Annotated in this window: 18 protein-coding genes; 14 read left to right on the top strand and 4 right to left on the bottom strand. The window is 73.3% G+C overall.

The genetic code is table 11. The annotated features are described in order from the left end of the window. Positions 1-27: 27 nt before the first annotated feature. The 13 genes from murG (at position 28) to nrdR (ending at position 14,084) form a co-directional block, all read left to right on the top strand. The gene (gene murG / locus J1M40_RS00385) at positions 28-1,158 is read left to right on the top strand and encodes an undecaprenyldiphospho-muramoylpentapeptide beta-N-acetylglucosaminyltransferase (protein WP_036314165.1); all 1,131 of its coding nucleotides are present in this window, start codon (positions 28-30) and stop codon (positions 1,156-1,158) included. After that, positions 1,155-2,642, top strand: coding sequence for a UDP-N-acetylmuramate--L-alanine ligase (gene murC, locus J1M40_RS00380; RefSeq protein WP_036314167.1), 1,488 nt, complete (start codon positions 1,155-1,157; stop codon positions 2,640-2,642). The genes murG and murC overlap by 4 nt, the downstream gene beginning before the upstream one ends. 53 nt (positions 2,643-2,695) lie before the next feature. Continuing rightward, positions 2,696-3,424 (top strand): cell division protein FtsQ/DivIB, encoded by a 729-nt coding sequence (locus J1M40_RS00375; RefSeq protein WP_051995230.1) that lies wholly within the window; start codon positions 2,696-2,698, stop codon positions 3,422-3,424. Between the two features lie 317 nt (positions 3,425-3,741). Continuing rightward, complete coding sequence (gene ftsZ / locus J1M40_RS00370) at positions 3,742-4,959, top strand: cell division protein FtsZ (RefSeq protein WP_036314171.1); 1,218 nt, start codon at positions 3,742-3,744, stop codon at positions 4,957-4,959. Then, positions 4,956-5,777, top strand: coding sequence for a polyphenol oxidase family protein (locus tag J1M40_RS00365; RefSeq protein WP_041102721.1), 822 nt, complete (start codon positions 4,956-4,958; stop codon positions 5,775-5,777). Before ftsZ ends, J1M40_RS00365 begins: the two co-directional genes overlap by 4 nt. Next, positions 5,774-6,562: a YggS family pyridoxal phosphate-dependent enzyme gene (locus J1M40_RS00360; protein WP_041102722.1), complete on the top strand. Its 789-nt coding sequence runs from the start codon at positions 5,774-5,776 to the stop codon at positions 6,560-6,562. Before J1M40_RS00365 ends, J1M40_RS00360 begins: the two co-directional genes overlap by 4 nt. A gap of 110 nt (positions 6,563-6,672) precedes the next feature. Then, positions 6,673-7,305 carry a cell division protein SepF gene (gene sepF / locus J1M40_RS00355; RefSeq protein ID WP_036314178.1) on the top strand — a complete coding sequence of 211 codons (633 nt, stop codon included), beginning with the start codon at positions 6,673-6,675 and terminating at the stop codon, positions 7,303-7,305. A 7-nt stretch (positions 7,306-7,312) separates the two neighbouring features. Then, positions 7,313-7,609 carry a YggT family protein gene (locus J1M40_RS00350; protein WP_036314180.1) on the top strand — a complete coding sequence of 99 codons (297 nt, stop codon included), beginning with the start codon at positions 7,313-7,315 and terminating at the stop codon, positions 7,607-7,609. A gap of 139 nt (positions 7,610-7,748) precedes the next feature. Then, positions 7,749-8,348 carry a DivIVA domain-containing protein gene (locus J1M40_RS00345; RefSeq protein WP_041102723.1) on the top strand — a complete coding sequence of 200 codons (600 nt, stop codon included), beginning with the start codon at positions 7,749-7,751 and terminating at the stop codon, positions 8,346-8,348. A gap of 56 nt (positions 8,349-8,404) precedes the next feature. Continuing rightward, on the top strand, positions 8,405-8,875 hold the full coding sequence (lspA, locus tag J1M40_RS00340) for a signal peptidase II (RefSeq protein ID WP_036314214.1): 471 nt from the start codon (positions 8,405-8,407) through the stop codon (positions 8,873-8,875). A gap of 4 nt (positions 8,876-8,879) precedes the next feature. After that, a complete protein-coding gene (locus J1M40_RS00335; RefSeq protein WP_080772536.1) occupies positions 8,880-9,842 on the top strand; it encodes an RluA family pseudouridine synthase in 963 nt (320 codons plus the stop codon). A 107-nt stretch (positions 9,843-9,949) separates the two neighbouring features. Continuing rightward, the gene (dnaE, locus tag J1M40_RS00330) at positions 9,950-13,546 is read left to right on the top strand and encodes a DNA polymerase III subunit alpha (protein WP_036314184.1); all 3,597 of its coding nucleotides are present in this window, start codon (positions 9,950-9,952) and stop codon (positions 13,544-13,546) included. 43 nt (positions 13,547-13,589) lie between these two features. Then, a complete protein-coding gene (gene nrdR, locus J1M40_RS00325; RefSeq protein WP_002855838.1) occupies positions 13,590-14,084 on the top strand; it encodes a transcriptional regulator NrdR in 495 nt (164 codons plus the stop codon). Positions 14,085-14,242: 158 nt separating this feature from the next. On the opposite strand, the gene ppgK is transcribed toward nrdR, so the two are convergent. Together ppgK and map are read right to left on the bottom strand one after the other, a co-directional pair. After that, the gene (ppgK, locus tag J1M40_RS00320) at positions 14,243-15,067 is read right to left on the bottom strand and encodes a polyphosphate--glucose phosphotransferase (RefSeq protein ID WP_044659513.1); all 825 of its coding nucleotides are present in this window, start codon (positions 15,065-15,067) and stop codon (positions 14,243-14,245) included. A 21-nt stretch (positions 15,068-15,088) separates the two neighbouring features. Continuing rightward, complete coding sequence (map, locus tag J1M40_RS00315; protein WP_241251947.1) at positions 15,089-15,937, bottom strand: type I methionyl aminopeptidase; 849 nt, start codon at positions 15,935-15,937, stop codon at positions 15,089-15,091. Between the two features lie 88 nt (positions 15,938-16,025). On the opposite strand from map, the gene J1M40_RS00310 reads away from it, so the two are divergent. Further along, entirely contained in the window at positions 16,026-16,238 is a 213-nt protein-coding gene (locus J1M40_RS00310; RefSeq protein WP_036314191.1) for an SPOR domain-containing protein, read from the top strand. 67 nt (positions 16,239-16,305) lie between these two features. Here the strand turns inward: J1M40_RS00310 and panB are convergent, their stop codons facing one another. Both panB and J1M40_RS00300 read right to left on the bottom strand, forming a co-directional pair. Continuing rightward, complete coding sequence (panB, locus tag J1M40_RS00305; protein WP_036314193.1) at positions 16,306-17,169, bottom strand: 3-methyl-2-oxobutanoate hydroxymethyltransferase; 864 nt, start codon at positions 17,167-17,169, stop codon at positions 16,306-16,308. 23 nt (positions 17,170-17,192) lie between these two features. Next, a partial coding sequence (locus tag J1M40_RS00300) for an integrase core domain-containing protein (RefSeq protein ID WP_141724205.1) occupies positions 17,193-17,557 on the bottom strand: 365 nt, incomplete at its 5' end.

Below are 17,557 nucleotides of genomic sequence, written 5' to 3'. Positions count from 1 at the left end.
CCCCACCCCCGCCCTCCAGGAGCCCCGATGACGCAGACCTCTCATCCCTCCGGACCCCTGCGGGTGGTGCTGGCCGGCGGCGGCACCGCCGGCCACATCTCCCCGATGCTCGCGATCGCCCGCGCCCTGGAGGGCGACGGCGGCGGTCCCGTCGAGTGCACCATGGTCGGCACCGCCTCCGGCATGGAGACGCGTCTCGTCCCCGAGGCGGGCTACGAGCTCGACCTGATCGACCGGGTCCCGATGCCGCGCCGCCCGTCGATGGACGTCGTCCGCTTCCCGGCCCGCATGCGCGCCGCGGTCGCCACGGCGGCCCGGATCCTGCGGGACCGGCGCGCCGACGTCGTCGTGGGCGTGGGCGGCTACGTCGCCACGCCCGTGTACCTCGCCGCGTTCCGGGCCGGTGTGCCCGTGGTGGTCCACGAGGCCAACGCCCGCCCCGGCCTGGCCAACCGCATCGGCGCCCTGCGGGCCGCGCACGTCGGCACCGCCCTGCCGGACACCCGCCTCCGCGGTGCCCGCTGGGTGGGCATGCCGATGCGCCCCGAGATCTCCGGCCTGGACCGGGCGGCCGCCCGCCGTGCCGCCCGTGAGGCCCTCGGCCTGGACCCGGACCGGACCACCGTCGTGGTGACCGGCGGCAGCTCGGGTGCGCTGGCCGTGAACCGCACCGTGCGCGCCGCGCTGGGCGACCTCCTGGACGCCGGTCTGCAGGTGTTCCACCTGACCGGTCGGGACAAGGCCCTCACCGAGGACGACGGCAGCCTGCTGGTCCGGGACGGCTACGTCCAGCGGGAGTACTTGGCGGGCATGGAGCAGGCCTACGCCGCCGCCGACCTGATCGTGGCCCGCTCGGGCGCCGGCACGGTCTGCGAGGTGTCCGCGGTCGGCCTGCCCGCCGTCTACGTTCCCCTGCCCATCGGCAACGGCGAGCAGGCGCTCAACGCCCGCCCCGTGGTGGAGGCGGAGGGCGCGCTGCTCGTCCGTGACGACGCCTTCGGGCGCGCGTGGGTGCAGCGTCAGCTGATCCCGTTGGCGACCGACCCCGAGCGTCTCGCGCGCATGGGGGAGGCGGCCGCCCGCTTCGGCGTCCGGGATGCGGACGTCACCATGGCCGGCCTCGTGCGCTCGGCCGCCCAGGAAGGAGCCCGGCGATGAGCCGAGACGAGAGCACCCGTCCCGCGGCCGAGGGCCGCTTCGCCGACCTGGGCCGCGTGCACCTGCTGGGGATCGGCGGTGTCGGCGTGTCGGGGGTCGCCCGCATCCTGCAGGAGCAAGGCGTCGCGGTGTCCGGCTCCGACGCGAAGGACCTGCCCGTGATGCGCGAGCTCGCCGCGGGCGGCGCCCGGATCACGGTCGGCTACGACGCGGCGCACCTCGGCCGGGACGTCACCACGGTGATCGCCTCCTCGATCGCCGGGCCGGGCAACCCGGAGCACGACGCCGCCGTGGCGCGCGGACTGCGCGTGCTGCACCGTTCCGAGGGCCTCGCCCTGGCCATGCGCGGCCACCGGGTGCTGGCCGTCGCCGGCACGCACGGGAAGACCACCACGTCCTCCATGGCCGCCATGGCCTTCTCCGACGCCGGCTGGGACCCCACGTTCGCGGTCGGCGCCGCCGTCGCCGGGCTCGGCACCAACGCCCGGGCGGGCCGGGGCGAGTGGTTCATCGCGGAGGCCGACGAGTCCGACGGCACCCTGGTGAACTACCCGAGCACGATCGGGATCGTCACGACCGTGGAGGCCGACCACCTGGACCACTACGGGACCGAGGAGGCGGTGCACCAGGTCTTCCGGGACTTCGCGGGCGGGCTGCCGGCCGCCGCCCAGGGCGGGGTCCTCGTGGCCTGCCTCGACGACGCCGGCGCGGCGGACCTGGCCGCCTGGGCACGGGAGCACGCGGCCGCCGACGTCGTGACCTACGGCTCGGCGCCCCGTGACGGCGTGGCGCCGGACCTGCTGGTCACCGACCTCGCGGTGGAGCCGGGCGAGACCGGAGTGGGCCAGCGCGCCACGTTCCGGATGGCGGGCGGCCCGGAGCGCACCCTGCATCTGCAGGTGCCCGGCCGGCACAACGCGCTGAACGCCGCCGCTGTGGTCCTGGCCGCCGTCCGGGCGGGCATGGCCTTCGAGGCCGCCGTGCGGGGCGTGGAGGCCTTCCGGGGCACGGCCCGCCGCTTCGAGTTCCGCGGCGCCGCGCGCGGCGTGCGGGTCTTCGACGACTACGCGCACCATCCCACGGAGGTGGCCGCCGCGGTCTCCGCCGGCCGTGCCGTGGCCGGCGACGCCCGCGTGCACGTCCTGTTCCAGCCCCACCTGTTCTCCCGCACCCGGGACTTCGCCGCCGAGTTCGCCGCCGCCCTCTCCGGGGCGGACGCGGTGCGCGTGCTGCCCGTGTACGCGGCCCGGGAGGAGCCGATGCCCGGCGTCGACTCGTCCCTCATCGCCTCCCGCCTCACCACGGGCGCCGCCGAGGACCGTGTCGTCGCCGAGGACCGCGCCGAGGCGGTGCGCTCGCTCGCGGCGGGCGCCACGGCCGGCGACGTCGTCCTGACGATGGGCGCGGGGGACGTCACCGCCTTGGGTGCGGACCTGCTGGCCGAGCTCGGTCGGGACGCGGCGCCCGGCGTCGCCCACCCGTGAGGCTCGGCCGCGGGACGCCGCCGGTCGCACCAGCCGGGGCCGACGCCTCCACCGTGGTCCGATTCCCGGGCCGCACCGCGCGCCGGCGCCGCGCCACGCGCTGGGGTGTGGCGGCCGCGGTCCTCGCGGTGCTGACCGCCCTGGGCTGGGTCGTGTTCTTCTCGCCCGTGCTCGCGGTGGACCGCGTCGAGGTCACCGGCACCCGCCATGTCTCCGCCGCCGAGGTCCAGGAGCGCCTGGAGCCCGTGTACGGCGTGCCGCTGTCCCGCGTCGGCGCCGGCTGTGTGGGCGAGCTGGTCGGTGGTCTGCCCGGAGTGGCCGAGGTCCAGACCGTTCCCCGCCTGCCCACCGGCCTGGAGGTCGTGGTCCGGGAGCATGAGACGCGGGCCCGGCGGGATGGCGACGACGGTGTGCAGCTGCTGCTCGCAGACGGCACCGTCCTGACGGGAGTGCCGGAGGAACGGCTCGAGGGCGAGGACCTCCCCGCGTTCTCGGAGGAGCTGGCGCAGCGGGCGCAGGAGGAGCGCGCCGAGGTGGCCGAGGTGCTGGCCGCCCTGCCGGAGGCCGTGGCGGATCGTGTCGAGACGGCCGACTCCCGGGGCCCGGGCCAGGTCCGTCTGGCGCTCGAGGGTGGGGTGACCCTGGTCTGGGGCGACGCGCAGGACGCCGGCCTCAAGGGGTCCGTGGCCGAGGCGTTCCTGGCGGACGAGCGGCACGGGTCCGCGGCGGGCGGCGTCGCCGAGATCGACGTCTCCGTGCCCACGCGGCCGATCACGCGCTGAACCGGGGCCACAGGAGTCTCCAGTAGAACGTGAAGGTGAAGGTCGGGGCGCGGGGCCTCATGCGAGTCGGGGTGCCATCACTGCGGAGGCTCGTCCTTCGAGTCTCACGTGAAAGTTGATGTTGAGGGCGTCTTTTCCGCGTGGACACGCCGTTTTCTTTTGCGCGTGACGCGGGCCTCCCAGTACGGTGGATCCGAACGCGCGCGAGGCTCGCTTCACGCTGTGCTTGAAGGTGTCCACCCCGGGTGGCCGCCGATCATCGGGGCGATGTGCCTCGCGCGGACCTCTCGAGATCTCGAACAAAGGGAACCAACACCGTGGCTGCACCCCAGAACTACCTGGCCGTCATCAAGGTCGTCGGCATCGGCGGCGGCGGCGTGAACGCCGTGAACCGCATGATCGAGGTGGGGCTCCGCGGCGTGGAGTTCATCGCCATCAACACGGACGCCCAGGCGCTGTTGATGTCGGACGCGGACGTGAAGCTGGACGTGGGCCGCGAGCTCACCCGTGGACTCGGCGCGGGCGCGAACCCCGAGGTGGGCCGCCAGGCCGCCGAGGACCACGCGGAGGAGATCGAGGAGGTCCTGCGGGGCGCGGACATGGTGTTCGTGACCGCGGGCGAGGGCGGCGGCACCGGCACCGGCGGGGCGCCCGTCGTGGCCCGCATCGCGCGCTCGCTCGGCGCCCTGACCATCGGCGTCGTGACCCGTCCGTTCACGTTCGAGGGCCGCCGTCGCGCCGGCTCCGCCGAGGCGGGCATCGACGCCCTGCGGGACGAGGTCGACACCCTCATCGTGATCCCGAACGACCGGCTGCTGTCCATCTCGGACCGCAACGTCTCGGTCATGGACGCCTTCCGTCAGGCGGACCAGGTGCTCCTCTCCGGCGTCCAGGGCATCACCGACCTGATCACCACCCCGGGCCTGATCAACCTCGACTTCGCGGACGTGAAGTCCGTGATGCAGGGCGCGGGCTCCGCGCTCATGGGCATCGGCCACGCGCAGGGCGAGGACCGCGCCGTCAAGGCGGCCGAGCTGGCGATCGCCTCGCCGCTGCTCGAGGCCTCCATCGACGGCGCGTACGGCGTGCTGCTCTCCATCCAGGGCGGCTCCGACCTCGGCCTCTTCGAGATCAACGAGGCCGCGCGACTGGTCCAGGAGGTCGCCCACCCGGAGGCCAACATCATCTTCGGCGCGGTCATCGACGACGCCCTCGGCGACGAGGTGCGCGTGACCGTGATCGCCGCGGGCTTCGACAAGGTGGACGTCACCTCCGCCCCGGCCGCCCCGCAGGCCGTGCAGCAGCAGGCGGCCCCGCAGCGGGCCGCGGCCCCCGCGCAGCCGCAGCCCGCCGCCCAGCCGCAGCCCGCCGCCCCGGCCCAGCCGCAGCAGGCCGAGCGCCCCGCCGTGCGCGGCACCGTGCCGCTGGCCCCGCAGGAGCAGCAGCCGCGCCGCCAGCAGGACCTGCCCACCGTGGTGGAGCCGGACCTCGGCGCCGGGTCCTCGGACCTGGACGTCCCGGACTTCCTCAAGTGACGGCCGCGGAGGGGCCGGCCGGGACCGCACGGGTCCCCGCCGGCCCCTTCGTGCACCGCGAGACCGTCCGCACCGCGACGGGCGCCGTGCACGTGGCCTGGACGTCCGTGGCCGCCGGCAACCTCGCGCCGCACGTGGTCCCGCCGGACGAGGCCGCGGGGCTCGCTCGCGTCAGCGCCGCCCGCCGCGCCCTGGAGCGCGTGATGGGGGTCCCCGAGGGCGCCACGCTCTATCTGGACCAGGTGCACTCGGCCGACGTCGTGTGGGCGGACGGGCCCGGGCGCGGCGGTGCCTCGGCCCCCGTGGCCGACGCCGCCGTGAGCCGCGACGGGTCACGGCCGCTGGCCGTCATGGTGGCCGACTGCCTCCCCGTGGTCGTCGTCGACGAGACGACCGGCGCGACCGCCGTGGCCCACGCCGGGCGGCGCGGGCTGCTGGACGGCGTCCTGGAGGCGACCGTCGATCGGCTGCTCTCCCTGCGGCCGGAGGCCGACCGGACCGGTCCCGGCCTGCGCGCCTGGATCGGCCCCGGCGTGTGCGGCCGCTGCTATGAGGTGCCCGCGGCCATGCGCGACGACGCCGCCGCCTGCCTCCCGGCGACCGCGGCCACCACGTCCTGGGGCACCCCCGCCCTCGACCTGCCCGCCGGCGCCGCGGAGGTCCTCCGTGCCCGCGGGGTGGCCACCGCGACGATCAACGTGTGCACGCGGGAGGACGAGCGCCTGTTCTCACACCGTCGGGCGCCCGGTGAGGGCCGGTTCGCCGGCCTCGTCTGGCGCGCCGACCCCGACGCCACCGTCCCGAGAGGAGACGCATGACCGCCCCCGCCACCGCCGGGCCGACCCCGACGGACCCCCGCGCCCGGGAGATCGCCGACGCGCTCGCCGCGGTGCACGCCCGCATCGCCGACGCCGCGCGGGACGCCGGGCGCGAGGCGGAGCCCGCGCTCGTCGTCGTGACCAAGACCCACCCCGCCGACGACGTCGTGCGCCTCGCCGCGCTCGGCGTGACCGACGTGGGGGAGAACCGCGACCAGGAGGCCCGGCCCAAGGCCGAGGCCGTCGCCGCGGCTCTGGGGGCGGACGCCCCGCGCTGGCACTTCGTGGGCCAGCTGCAGACCAACAAGGCCAAGTACGTGGTGCGCTACGCGTCCGTGGTGGAGTCGGTGGACCGACCCGAACTGGCCGAGGCGCTCTCGCGGGCGCTCGTGCTGCGGCGCGAGCGCGAGCCCGAGGCCGCGATCCCCGACCTGGAGTGCCTCGTGCAGGTGGATGTCGACGACCGCGCCGACGAGGACCGTCCCGAGGGGATCGGCCCGCGCGGCGGCGCCCGCCCCGAGGACGTCCCCGCCCTCGCGGACGTCATCGCAGGCCTGCCGGGCCTGCGGCTGGGCGGGCTGATGTGCGTGGCACCGCGCGGCCTGGACCCGGAGCACGCGTTCCGCCGCCTTGCCGCACTCGGCGCGCGCCTGCGGCAGACGCATCCGGAGGCCACCGCACTGTCCATGGGGATGAGCGCGGACCTCGAGGCGGCCGTGCGCGCCGGGGCGACACAGGTGCGCATCGGCTCCGACGTTCTGGGGGCCCGGGACGCGGTGGGCTAACGTTGACCCCGCGCGTCCCGGCGGGACGCGACAGGACCGTGCGGACGCACGCGCACCGACGACGAACGACGGCGGCCCCCGGGGCCGGAGGACGTGGTGAAGGAAGACTCATGGCTGGTGCCCTGAAGAAGACGATGATCTACCTCGGCCTGGCCGACGGCGACGAGTACGACGAGCAGCCGCGTGCGGCCGAGCGGGAGACCGCGCCCCGACACGAGGTCGTCGAGGCGCGCCGCCCCGCGGAGCCGGACACCGACCCCCACATGGAGGCCGTCCGCCCGGCTGCGGTCCGCGATCCCGAGCCGGCCGAGCGGCCGGAGCCCGTGACCCCGTCCGGCTCCACCGCGGCCGATCCCGTCGAACCCCGGCGTCCGGCGCGTCCCGAGCCGGTCGACCCGGGCTACCGGGCCCCGGTGACCCCCATCAAGCGAGCCGCAGCGTCGTCTGCCGAAGGAGCCTCCGTGCACACCCTCTCCACCGTCCACCCCCGCTCCTACAACGACGCGAAGGCGATCGGCGAGGCCTTCCGCTCCGGCGTCCCCGTGATCATGAACGTGACCGACCTCGGTGAGAACGAGGCCAAGCGCCTCGTGGACTTCGCGGCCGGCCTCGTCTTCGGCCTGCACGGCTCGATCTCCCGCATCACCAGCAAGGTGTTCCTGCTGACCCCGGCCACCGTGGACGTCGTCGGCGCCGAGCAGGGCGAGTCCGGCGCGGCCGACTCCCCGTTCGACGGCGACTGAGGCGCCCATGCAGCTGCTCCTCGCCCTCGCCTACATCGCCCTGACGGTGGTGCTCGCGGCGCTGACCGTGCGGATCGTCCTGGACGTCACGCAGTCGTTCGTCCGCCACTGGCGCCCCACCGGGGCGGCCCTCATGCTGGCCAGCGGCGTGTACGGGGCCACCGATCCGTTGCTGCGCCCCGTGCGTCGTGCCGTGCCGCCGGTGAACCTGGGCGGCATCGGCCTGGACGTGGCCTTCCTCATCGTGTTCCTCGGCGTCGTCCTGCTGCGGGTCCTGGTGCTGAGCCTGGCCGGCGTGGCCTGACCCGCGGCCCGGGGCGGCTGTCGGCCCCGGTGGTAGTCTTCGCGGCAGGATCGGCGCCGCCCCTCACCGGCGCGCCGACCGCCGACGCGCCGGGCCGCCCGGCCGTCCCCGAGCACCGAGCAGAGAGCGAGACGGTTCCATGGCGCTGTCCTGGGAAGACGTGGTCAACAAGCAGTTCCAGCCCACGAAGTTCCGCGAGGGCTACGACCAGACCGAGGTGGATGACTTCCTCGACGAGATCGTGGCGGAGTTCAAGCGCCTGATCGCCCTCAACGAGCAGCTCGAGTCCGAGAACGCGGAGCTGCGCGCCGGCGGCGCCGCCCCGGCCGCCGGCCCCGCTGCGGACACCCCGGAGGCCGCCGCGACCCCGGCCTCCGCCGAGGAGTCGGCCCCGGCCGCCGCCCCCGAGTCCGCCGACGCGGCCGCGACCTCCGCCGCCGGCGTCCTGGCCATGGCCCAGCGGCTGCATGACGAGCACGTCGCCGCGGGCGAGCAGCGCAGCACCGAGCTCGTCGCCGAGGCCGAGGCCACCGCGGCCCGGCTCGTCAGCGACGCCGAGGAGCAGAAGGCCCGCACCCTCGAGGCCCTGGCCGTGGAGAAGGCCGGCCTGGAGGGCGAGGTCGAACAGCTGCGCAGCTTCGAGACCGACTACCGCAGCCGCCTCACCTCCTACATCGAGGGCCAGCTGCGGGAGATCCGCGCCCAGAAGCGCGTCGAGCCCCCCACGCCCACGGCGTGAGTCGTGCCGTCGACGCCGCGCCGGCCCCGCGATCCCCTCGCGCGGGCCGGCGAGCCGTGCTCACCGCCCTCATCGTGGCGGTGCTGGCCTACGCCCTCGACCAGCTGACCAAGTACGCGGTCGAGAGCACGATGCAGCTGGGGGACTCCGTCGCGGTGATCCCCGGGGTGCTGCGCTGGCACTACATCCTGAACCCGGGCGCGGCCTTCTCCATCGGCGAGGACCACACCTGGGTGTTCACCATCATCCAAGCCGTGGTGGCGGTCGCCGCCCTCGTCGGGATCGCCCGCGTGCGCTCGACGCCGTGGGCCCTGGCGCTGGGCGGGCTCGCCGGCGGCGTGCTCGGCAACCTCACGGACCGGCTGTTCCGGCCCCCGGCGTTCGGGCGCGGCCACGTGGTCGACATGATCTCCGTGCCGCACTTCGCGATCTTCAACGTGGCGGACTCGTTCATCGTCTGCTCCGTCATCGGCGTCGCCCTGCTCGTGATGACCGGCCGCCGCCTGGACGGCACACGGGAGGCGTGAGGACATGGGCATGAGACCGGGACTGACCGAGCGGCTCGAGGTCACCGAGGCCGAGGCGGGCCGGAGGGTCGACGCGGTGCTCGCCGACGCGTTCGGCGTCTCCCGCTCGCTGCTGGCGGACTGGTTCTCCCGGGGCCTGGTGCGGGCCGAGTCGCGCTCCGGCCGCCGGGACCGCGTCCTGGCCAAGTCCGCGAAGGCCGTGGTGGGGGAGACCCTCGCCGTCGACGTCCCCGACGACCCCGACCCCCTGGAAGTGAGGGCAGAGCGCGTGGACGCGCTGAGCATCCTGTACGAGGACGAGGACCTGGTGGCCGTGGACAAGCCCACCGGCGTGGCCGCGCACCCCTCGCCGGGCTGGGTCGGGCCCACCGTGGTGGGCGCCCTGGCCGCCCTCGGCTACGACATCACCACCTCGGGCGCCCCTGAGCGCCAGGGGATCGTGCACCGGCTCGACGTCGGCACCACCGGGGTCATGGTCGTGGCCAAGACCGAGCGCGCCTACACGGCCATGAAGGACCAGTTCCGCGAGCGCGTGCCGGAGAAGGTCTACCACGCCGTGGTCCAGGGCATCCCGGACCCGCTGAGCGGCACCGTGGACGCGCCCATCGGGCGGCATCCCGGCCACCACTGGAAGTTCGCGGTGCTCGAGGACGGCCGGCCGTCCGTGACCCACTACGAGACGCTCGAGGTGTTCGGCCGGGCCACCCTGCTCGAGGTCCACCTGGAGACCGGGCGCACCCACCAGATCCGCGTGCACACCTCGGCGCTGCGCCACCCGTGCGTCGGCGACCTCACGTACGGGGCGGATCCGCGCCTGGCGGCCGAGCTCGGGCTGACCCGCCAGTGGCTGCACGCCCACCGCCTGGCGTTCCCGCACCCGGTCACGGGGGAGCCGGTGACGATCACCTCCCCGTATCCGGACGACCTCGCCCACGCCCTGGCGGCGCTGCGCGGCGACGAGGACTGAGCCTGCACCGTCGATGTGACCCCCGTCCCGGTCCGGCCCCGCCGCCCGGGCACCACGAGTAGGCTGGTGCGGCCCTGCCGTCCTCCCCGTCGAAAGGCCCACCCCGCATGACCGTGTCCGCCGACGCCCGCCCCGACGCCGTGAAGGACGGCGGCTTCGTCCACCTGCACACGCACACCGAGTACTCCATGCTCGACGGCGCCGCGAAGCTGGACGACCTGTTCGCCGAGGCCCAGCGGCTGGGCATGGACTCGCTGGCCATCACGGACCACGGCTACCTCTTCGGCGCCTACGACTTCTGGTCCAAGGCGACGGCGGCGGGCGTCAAGCCGATCATCGGGCTCGAGGCCTACGTGGCCCCCGGGCAGCAGCACCGCACGGACAAGGAGAAGACCCGCTGGGGCGAGCCCCACCAGCGGGGGGACGACGTGTCCGGCGGCGGTGCGTACACGCACATGACGCTGCTGAGCGAGACCACCGAGGGGATGCACAACCTGTTCCGGATGGGCTCGATCGCCTCGCTGGACTCGGTGTACGCCAAGTGGCCGCGGCTGGACCGGGAGCTGCTGAGCCAGTACTCGAAGGGCCTGATCGCCACCACGGGCTGCCCCTCCGGCGAGGTGCAGACGCGCCTGCGCCTGGGCCAGTACCGGGAGGCGATGCAGGCGGCCTCGGACTTCCGGGACATCTTCGGCAAGGACAACTACTACTGCGAGATCATGCACCACGGCCTCGACATCGAGCGCCGGGTGATGACGGACCTGCGCCGGCTCGCCAAGGACCTGGGCCTGCCGTTCGTGGCCACGAACGACCTGCACTACACCCACGAGCACGACGCCAAGGCGCACGAGGCGCTGCTGGCCCTGCAGTCGGGCTCGAAGCTCAACGAGCCCAGCTACGACCAGGGCGGCTCCCGCTTCGCGTTCTCCGGCACCGAGTACTACCTGAAGTCCCCGCGGCAGATGCGCGAGCTCTTCGCGGAGCTGCCCGAGGCCTGCGACAACACGCTGCTCATCGCCGAGCGGTGCGAGGTCGAGTTCGACACGAAGGCCAACTACATGCCGGTCTTCCCCACGCCGGAGGGCGAGGACGAGACCAGCTGGCTCATCAAGGAGGTCGCCTCCGGTCTGGCCTACCGCTACCCGGACGGCGTGCCGGACCACGTGCGCAAGCAGGCGGACTACGAGCTGGACGTCATCATCTCGATGGGCTTCCCCGGGTACTTCCTCGTCGTGGCCGACTTCATCAACTGGGCCAAGGAGAACGGCATCCGGGTGGGCCCGGGCCGCGGCTCGGGCGCCGGATCGATGGTGGCGTACGCGCTGCGCATCACGGACCTGGACCCGCTCAAGCACGGGCTGATCTTCGAGCGGTTCCTCAACCCGGACCGCGTGTCCATGCCCGACTTCGACGTCGACTTCGACGACCGCCGTCGCTCCGAGGTGATCGACTACGTCACCCGCAAGTACGGCGACGAGCGCGTCACCATGATCGTCACGTACGGCACCATCAAGACCAAGCAGGCCCTGAAGGACTCGGCCCGCGTGATGGACCAGCCCTTCTCGATGGGCGAGTCCCTCACCAAGGCGCTGCCGCCGGCGGTGATGGCCAAGGACATCCCGCTCAAGGACATCGAGGACCCCGCGGCCCCGCGCTACGGGGAGGCCGCGCCCTTCCGCGAGCTGATCGCCACGGACCCGGTGGCGAAGGAGGTCTTCGAGACCGCCAAGGGCCTCGAGGGCCTGAAGCGGCAGTGGGGCGTGCACGCGGCCGGCGTGATCATGTCCTCGGTGCCGGTGATCGACGTCATCCCGATCATGCGCCGCCTGCAGGACGGCCAGGTCATCACGCAGTTCGACTACCCGATGGCGGAGTCCCTGGGCCTGATCAAGATGGACTTCCTGGGGCTGCGCAACCTCACGATCATCTCGGACGCGCTCGAGAACGTGAAGGCGAACCAGGGCGTGGACCTGGACCTGGAGACCCTCGACGTGGACGACCCGGCGGCCTACGAGCTGCTGGCCCGCGGTGACACCCTCGGCGTGTTCCAGCTCGACGGCGGGCCCATGCGCTCGCTGCTGAAGATGATGCGCCCGGACAACTTCGAGGACATCTCGGCGACCATCGCCCTGTACCGCCCCGGCCCCATGGGCGCGAACTCGCACACCAACTACGCGCTGCGCAAGAACGGGCAGCAGGAGATCACCCCGATCCACCCGGAGCTGGAGGAGCCGCTGCGGGAGATCCTGGACACCACCTACGGCCTGATCGTGTATCAGGAGCAGGTCATGGCGATCGCCCAGAAGGTGGCGGGCTACTCGCTCGGCCAGGCCGACATCCTGCGCCGTGCGATGGGCAAGAAGAAGAAGTCGGAGCTGGACAAGCAGTACGAGGCGTTCCACCAGGGGATGCTGGACCGCGGCTACTCGGAGGCCGCGGTGAAGGCCCTGTGGGACATCCTGCTGCCCTTCTCGGACTACGCGTTCAACAAGGCGCACTCGGCCGCCTACGGCCTGGTCTCCTACTGGACGGCCTACCTCAAGGCGCACTACCCGGCGGAGTACATGGCCGCGCTGCTCACCTCGGTGGGCGACGACAAGGACAAGCTGGCCATGTACCTCAACGAGTGCCGCCACATGGGCATCACCGTGCTGCCCCCGGACGTGAACGAGTCCCACCTGACCTTCACCCCCGTCGGCCGGGACATCCGCTTCGGCATGGGCGCCGTCCGCAACGTGGGCGCCAACGTGGTCAAGGGCATGGTCCAGGGGCGCGAGGAGAAGGGCTCGTACACGGGCTTCGGCGACTTCCTGGCGAAGGTGCCGCTCGTGGTGTGCAACAAGCGCACCATCGAGTCCATGATCAAGGCCGGCGCCTTCGACTCCCTCGGCTACGCCCGCCGCGCCCTGCTGGCCGTGCACGAGGAGGCCGTGGACGCCACCGTGGCGCAGAAGCGCAAGGAGGACCACGGCGAGTTCACCTTCGACCTGTTCGCGCTCGGCGGCGGCGACGAGGACGACTCCGACGCCGCGGACGGCGTCGCCGTCCCGGACCTGCCGGAGTGGGCCAAGAAGGAGAAGCTCGCGTTCGAGCGCGAGATGCTGGGCCTGTACGTGTCCGACCATCCGCTGCAGGGCCTCGACGGCGTCCTGGCCCAGCACGCCGACGTCCAGATCACCCGCGTCCTCGACGACGACGGGCCCGCCGACGGCGCGATCGTCACCATCGCGGGCCTGATCACCACGCTCGAGCGCCGCATCGCCAAGTCCTCGGGCAACGCGTACGCGCGCTGCGAGATCGAGGACCTCGGCGGCTCGATGGACGTCATGTTCTTCGGCCAGGTGTACGCGCCCATCGCGATGATGCTGGCCGAGGACCTCGTCGTCGCCGTCAAGGGCAGGGTGCAGCGTCGTGACGACGGGTCGGTGTCCCTGTCCGCGATGGAGCTGACCATCCCGGAGCTCTCGGATGGCCCCGGCGGCCCCGTGCGGATCACGCTGCCCGCGTTCAAGGCCACGGAGCAGGTCATGGGCCAGCTGGCGGACGTGCTGCGCACCCACGAGGGCTCCTCGGAGGTGCGGCTGTCCCTGGTGGGCCAGCGTGCCACGCAGGAGTTCCAGCTGGGCCCGCAGTTCCGGGTGAGCCCGAACCCGGCGCTGTTCGGCGACCTCAAGATCCTGCTGGGTCCGGCCTGCCTCGGCTGAGCGGACGTAGCATGGGAGTGCCCCGCCCAGGAGGAGAGAGCTGATGCACTGCCCGTTCTGCCGCCATGAGGACTCGCGCGTGGTCGACTCACGCTCCCTCGACGACGGCTCCGCCATCCGTCGGCGTCGGCAGTGTCAGGCCTGCGGCAAGCGGTTCACGACCATGGAGACCACCGCCCTGACCGTCGTCAAGCGCTCCGGGGTGGCGGAGCCGTTCGACCGCTCCAAGGTGATCAACGGCGTCCGGAAGGCGTGCCAGGGGCGGCCGGTGACGAGCGACGACCTGGCCATGCTCGCCCAGGAGGTCGAGGAGACGGTCCGTGCCACGGGCAACGCCGAGGTGGACGCCCACGACGTCGGCCTGGCCATCCTCGATCCGCTGCGCCGTCTCGACCAGGTGGCCTTCCTGCGCTTCGCCTCCGTCTACCGGGACTTCGAGTCCCTCGACGACTTCGAGGAGGCCATCGCGGAGCTCCGGGCCGGTGACGGGGACGACCGCGGCCGTCCCGCCGTGCAGCCGCGGCTGTTCACCCGCTGACCCGGGCCGATGCGACGGCGCGGCCGGGATCGACGCTGCAGTGGTGCGCACGGCCTCCAGGCGCTACAGTGATCCCCGGGTCGACCTCGGTCGGCCCGGCAAGACTGCCGAGGGCGGTTCCGGAGGGGAAGCCGGAACCGCCCTCGGTGTCTGCGCCCTCAGTTGCCGTCGGCGAGCGAGCCGTGCGCGGCCAGGGCGGCGCCCACGATGCCCGCGTTGTTCTGCAGCTGGGCCGGGACGATCGGGGTGCGCAGGCGCAGCAGCGGCAGGTAGTCGTCCGGCCGCTTGGAGATGCCGCCGCCGACGATGAACAGGTCGGGCGAGAAGATCCGCTCCACGTGGGAGAAGAAGCGCTGCAGTCGCTCGGCGTACTCGGCCCAGCTGAGCTGATCGCGCTCCCGGGCCTTCGCAGAGGCCCGTGACTCGGCCATCACGCCGTCGAGCTCCAGGGAGCCGACCTCGAAGTTCGGGACGAGCATGCCGTCGTGGATCATCGCGCCGCCGATGCCGGTGCCGAGGGTGATCACGTGCACCAGGCCGCGCACGCCCCGCCCGGCCCCGTAGCGGGCCTCCGCGAGGCCGGCCGCGTCGGCGTCGTTGACCACGGTCACGGGGCGGCGCAGGTGCTCCTCGAACGTGCCGCGCAGGTCCGTGCCGATCCACGAGTGGTCGATGTTGTTCGCGGACAGGCACACCCCGTCCTTGACGATCGAGGGGAAGCACACGCCCAGCGGGGCGGAGGGCTTCGGCGCCTTCTCGCGCCCGTCGAGCTCGGCGGTGATGGCCGCCAGGGTCGCCGCCACGGGCTCGGGCATGGCCGTCTGCGGCGTGGGGATGCGGAAGCGGTCCCCGCGCAGGGTGCCCGCCTTCGGCCCCGACCCGAGGCGGACCAGGCCGCCCTTCATGCCGGTCCCCCCGACGTCGATGCCGATCGTCGTGGGGTATTTGGAGGAGCGCTGGGCGGTGCTGGTGTGCGTCGTCACGGCCCCCAGCTTAGTGCCGAGTCACGGCAGCGTGAGAATCTCCGCGCCGTCGTCCGTGACCACGATCGTGTGCTCGAACTGCGCGGTGCGACGGCGATCGCGGGTCACCACGGTCCAGCCGTCGTCCCACTGGTCCCACTCGATCGTGCCGAGGGTGAGCATCGGCTCGATGGTGAACACCATGCCGGGCACGAGCAGGCGGTCGTGGGCCGGGGCCGCGTCGTAGTGGGGGATCACGAGGCCGGAGTGGAAGTCCACGCCCACGCCGTGGCCGATGAAGTCGCGCACCACGCCGTAGCCGAAGCGCTTGGCGTAGGACTCGATGGCGCGGCCGATCACGTTGACCTGACGGCCGGGCTTCACGGCGCGGATGCCGCGGCGCAGGGCCTCCTCGGTGCGCTCGACGAGCAGCCGGGACTCCTCGTCCACGTCGCCGACCAGGTAGGTGCGGTTGTGGTCCCCGTGGACACCGTCCAGGTACGCGGTGATGTCCAGGTTGACGATGTCCCCGTCCTCCAGGACGGTGCCGTCCGGGATGCCGTGGCAGATGACCTCGTTGATCGAGGTGCAGATGGACCGCGGGAAGCCGCGGTAGCCCAGGCAGGACGGGTAGGCGCCGCGCTCCACGAGGAAGGCGTGCGCGATCCGGTCCAGCTCGTCCGTGGTGACGCCCGGGCGGATGTGGGCGGCGGTGTGCTCCATGGCCTGCGCGGCCAGGCGGCCGGCGGCGCGGATCCGCTCGACGCCGGCGGCGTCGTAGACGTCCGAGGCCTTGCCCTCGTCCGGGGTGGCCTTGCCGACGTACTCGGGGCGCGGGATCGCGGCCGGCACGGGCGGGGCACCCGGGCTCCGGCGCGGTGGGGCCCGCAGGGCGGGGACCGTTGTGGCTGGACGGGGCGACGGGGTTCTGACGCTGGGACATGTCCTCCAGCCTATCGGCCCGGCTACTGTGGCCCCCATGACCGAGACGAGCGAGTTCTGGTACAACGTCAACACGCATCAGGTGGAGGTGGGCGCCCAGTCGGACTGGTCCCAGCTGCTGGGCCCGTTCGGCACCCGTGAGGAGGCCCAGGCCGCGATGGACCGCGTGCGGGCGAACAACGAGACCGCCGACGCCTGGGACGAGCGCGACGACGACTGGGACAGCCGTCCCGTCGACGACGCCTCCTGACCGCGGCGCCGGACGACACCGGGCCCCCGTCCCTCGGACGGGGGCCCGGTCGTCTCACGGGGCGGGTTCAGCCCTGGAAGCCGTGCTCCGGGGCCGGGAACGCGCCGTCGAGCACGTCCGCGCGATAGGCCCGGACCGCGTCGCCCACGACCTCGTGCAGGCGGGCGTACTGACGGACGAACCGGGGCACCCGTCCCTCGCGCAGGCCGAGCATGTCCTGCCACACGAGCACCTGGCCCGTGGTGCCCGGGCCCGCGCCGATGCCCACGGTGGGCACCCGCAGCGCGGCGTCGACGGCGGCGGCGACGTCCGAGGGGACCATCTCCATCAGGACGGCGAACGCCCCCGCGGCCTCGAGGGCCCGGGCCGACGCCGTCATCCGCTCGACCGCCCCCGCGCCGCGGCCCTGCACCCGGTAGCCGCCGAGCACGTGCTCGGACTGCGGGGTGAAGCCGATGTGGGCCATGACCGCGACGCCGGCTGCCGTCATCGCGGCCACGTGCTCGGCGAAGCGCTCGTCGCCCTCCACCTTGACGGCGTGCGCGCCGGACTCCTTCACGAGGCGCACGGCCGACTCGACGGCCTGCCGCGGGGAGGCCTCGTACGAGCCGAAGGGCAGGTCCGCGACCACGAGGGCACGCTCGGCACCGCGCACCACGGCCTGGGTGAACAGGATCATCTGGTCCAGGGTGACCGGCAGGGTGGTGGGATGGCCCAGCACGGTGTTGCCCACCGAGTCGCCCACGAGCAGCACCTCGACGCCGGCCTCGTCGAACAGGGCCGCCGTCATCGCGTCGTAGGTGGTGAGCATCGCGAAGCGCCGGCCCTCGTCCTTGGCCCGCTGCAGGTGGACCGTCCGGTACCGGGACGGGGCGGGCGGCCCGTAGGGGGCGGTGTCGTCAGGCTGCCGGGGGGACTGGGGAGCAGACATGGGCCGGAGTCTACGCGGCGCGTCTAGATGTAGGAGGGCATGACGTTGTTGACTCGGGTCGGTGCCAGTGAGGCCGGAGGAGCGTCTCCGCAGGAGGTATGCGGCCGATGGTAGTTGTAGTGATTCACCCACACCTGAAGGGCCTCACGCCGAGCCCGCTCTGAGGAGTACGGGCGGGCGTAGAGGACCTCGTCCACCATCAGCCGGTTGTAGCGTTCGACCTTCCCGTTGTGACGCGGGGTGTAGGGGCGGATCCGGTGATGCCGGCCCCCGAGCGAGACCACCTTCCGGGTGAAGTCCACGGCCCGGTAGTTGTTGCCGTTGTCCGTGATCACCCGGTCCACGGTGATGCCGTGGGCGGCGAAGAACGCCCTCGCCCGGCAGAAGA

Origin of the sequence: Micrococcus sp. KRD026 (assembly GCF_017168445.1) — a bacterium.
GTDB classification, from domain to species: Bacteria; Actinomycetota; Actinomycetes; order Actinomycetales; family Micrococcaceae; genus Micrococcus; species Micrococcus luteus.
The sequence above is the reverse complement of the archived record's forward strand: the minus strand, read 5'-3'. Positions and strand labels throughout refer to the sequence as shown.

Bases quoted from the DNA above. Each gene is read 5' to 3' on its own strand.
- J1M40_RS00310 (WP_036314191.1), top strand. From the start codon at position 16,026: ATGACCGAGACGAGCGAGTTCTGGTACAACGTCAACACGCATCAGGTG.
- J1M40_RS00345 (WP_041102723.1), top strand. From the start codon at position 7,749: ATGGCGCTGTCCTGGGAAGACGTGGTCAACAAGCAGTTCCAGCCCACG.
- dnaE (WP_036314184.1), top strand. From the start codon at position 9,950: ATGACCGTGTCCGCCGACGCCCGCCCCGACGCCGTGAAGGACGGCGGC.
- panB (WP_036314193.1), bottom strand. From the start codon at position 17,169: ATGTCTGCTCCCCAGTCCCCCCGGCAGCCTGACGACACCGCCCCCTAC.
- sepF (WP_036314178.1), top strand. From the start codon at position 6,673: ATGGCTGGTGCCCTGAAGAAGACGATGATCTACCTCGGCCTGGCCGAC.
- murC (WP_036314167.1), top strand. From the start codon at position 1,155: ATGAGCCGAGACGAGAGCACCCGTCCCGCGGCCGAGGGCCGCTTCGCC.
- J1M40_RS00335 (WP_080772536.1), top strand. From the start codon at position 8,880: ATGGGCATGAGACCGGGACTGACCGAGCGGCTCGAGGTCACCGAGGCC.
- murG (WP_036314165.1), top strand. From the start codon at position 28: ATGACGCAGACCTCTCATCCCTCCGGACCCCTGCGGGTGGTGCTGGCC.
- J1M40_RS00350 (WP_036314180.1), top strand. From the start codon at position 7,313: ATGCAGCTGCTCCTCGCCCTCGCCTACATCGCCCTGACGGTGGTGCTC.
- J1M40_RS00360 (WP_041102722.1), top strand. From the start codon at position 5,774: ATGACCGCCCCCGCCACCGCCGGGCCGACCCCGACGGACCCCCGCGCC.
- nrdR (WP_002855838.1), top strand. From the start codon at position 13,590: ATGCACTGCCCGTTCTGCCGCCATGAGGACTCGCGCGTGGTCGACTCA.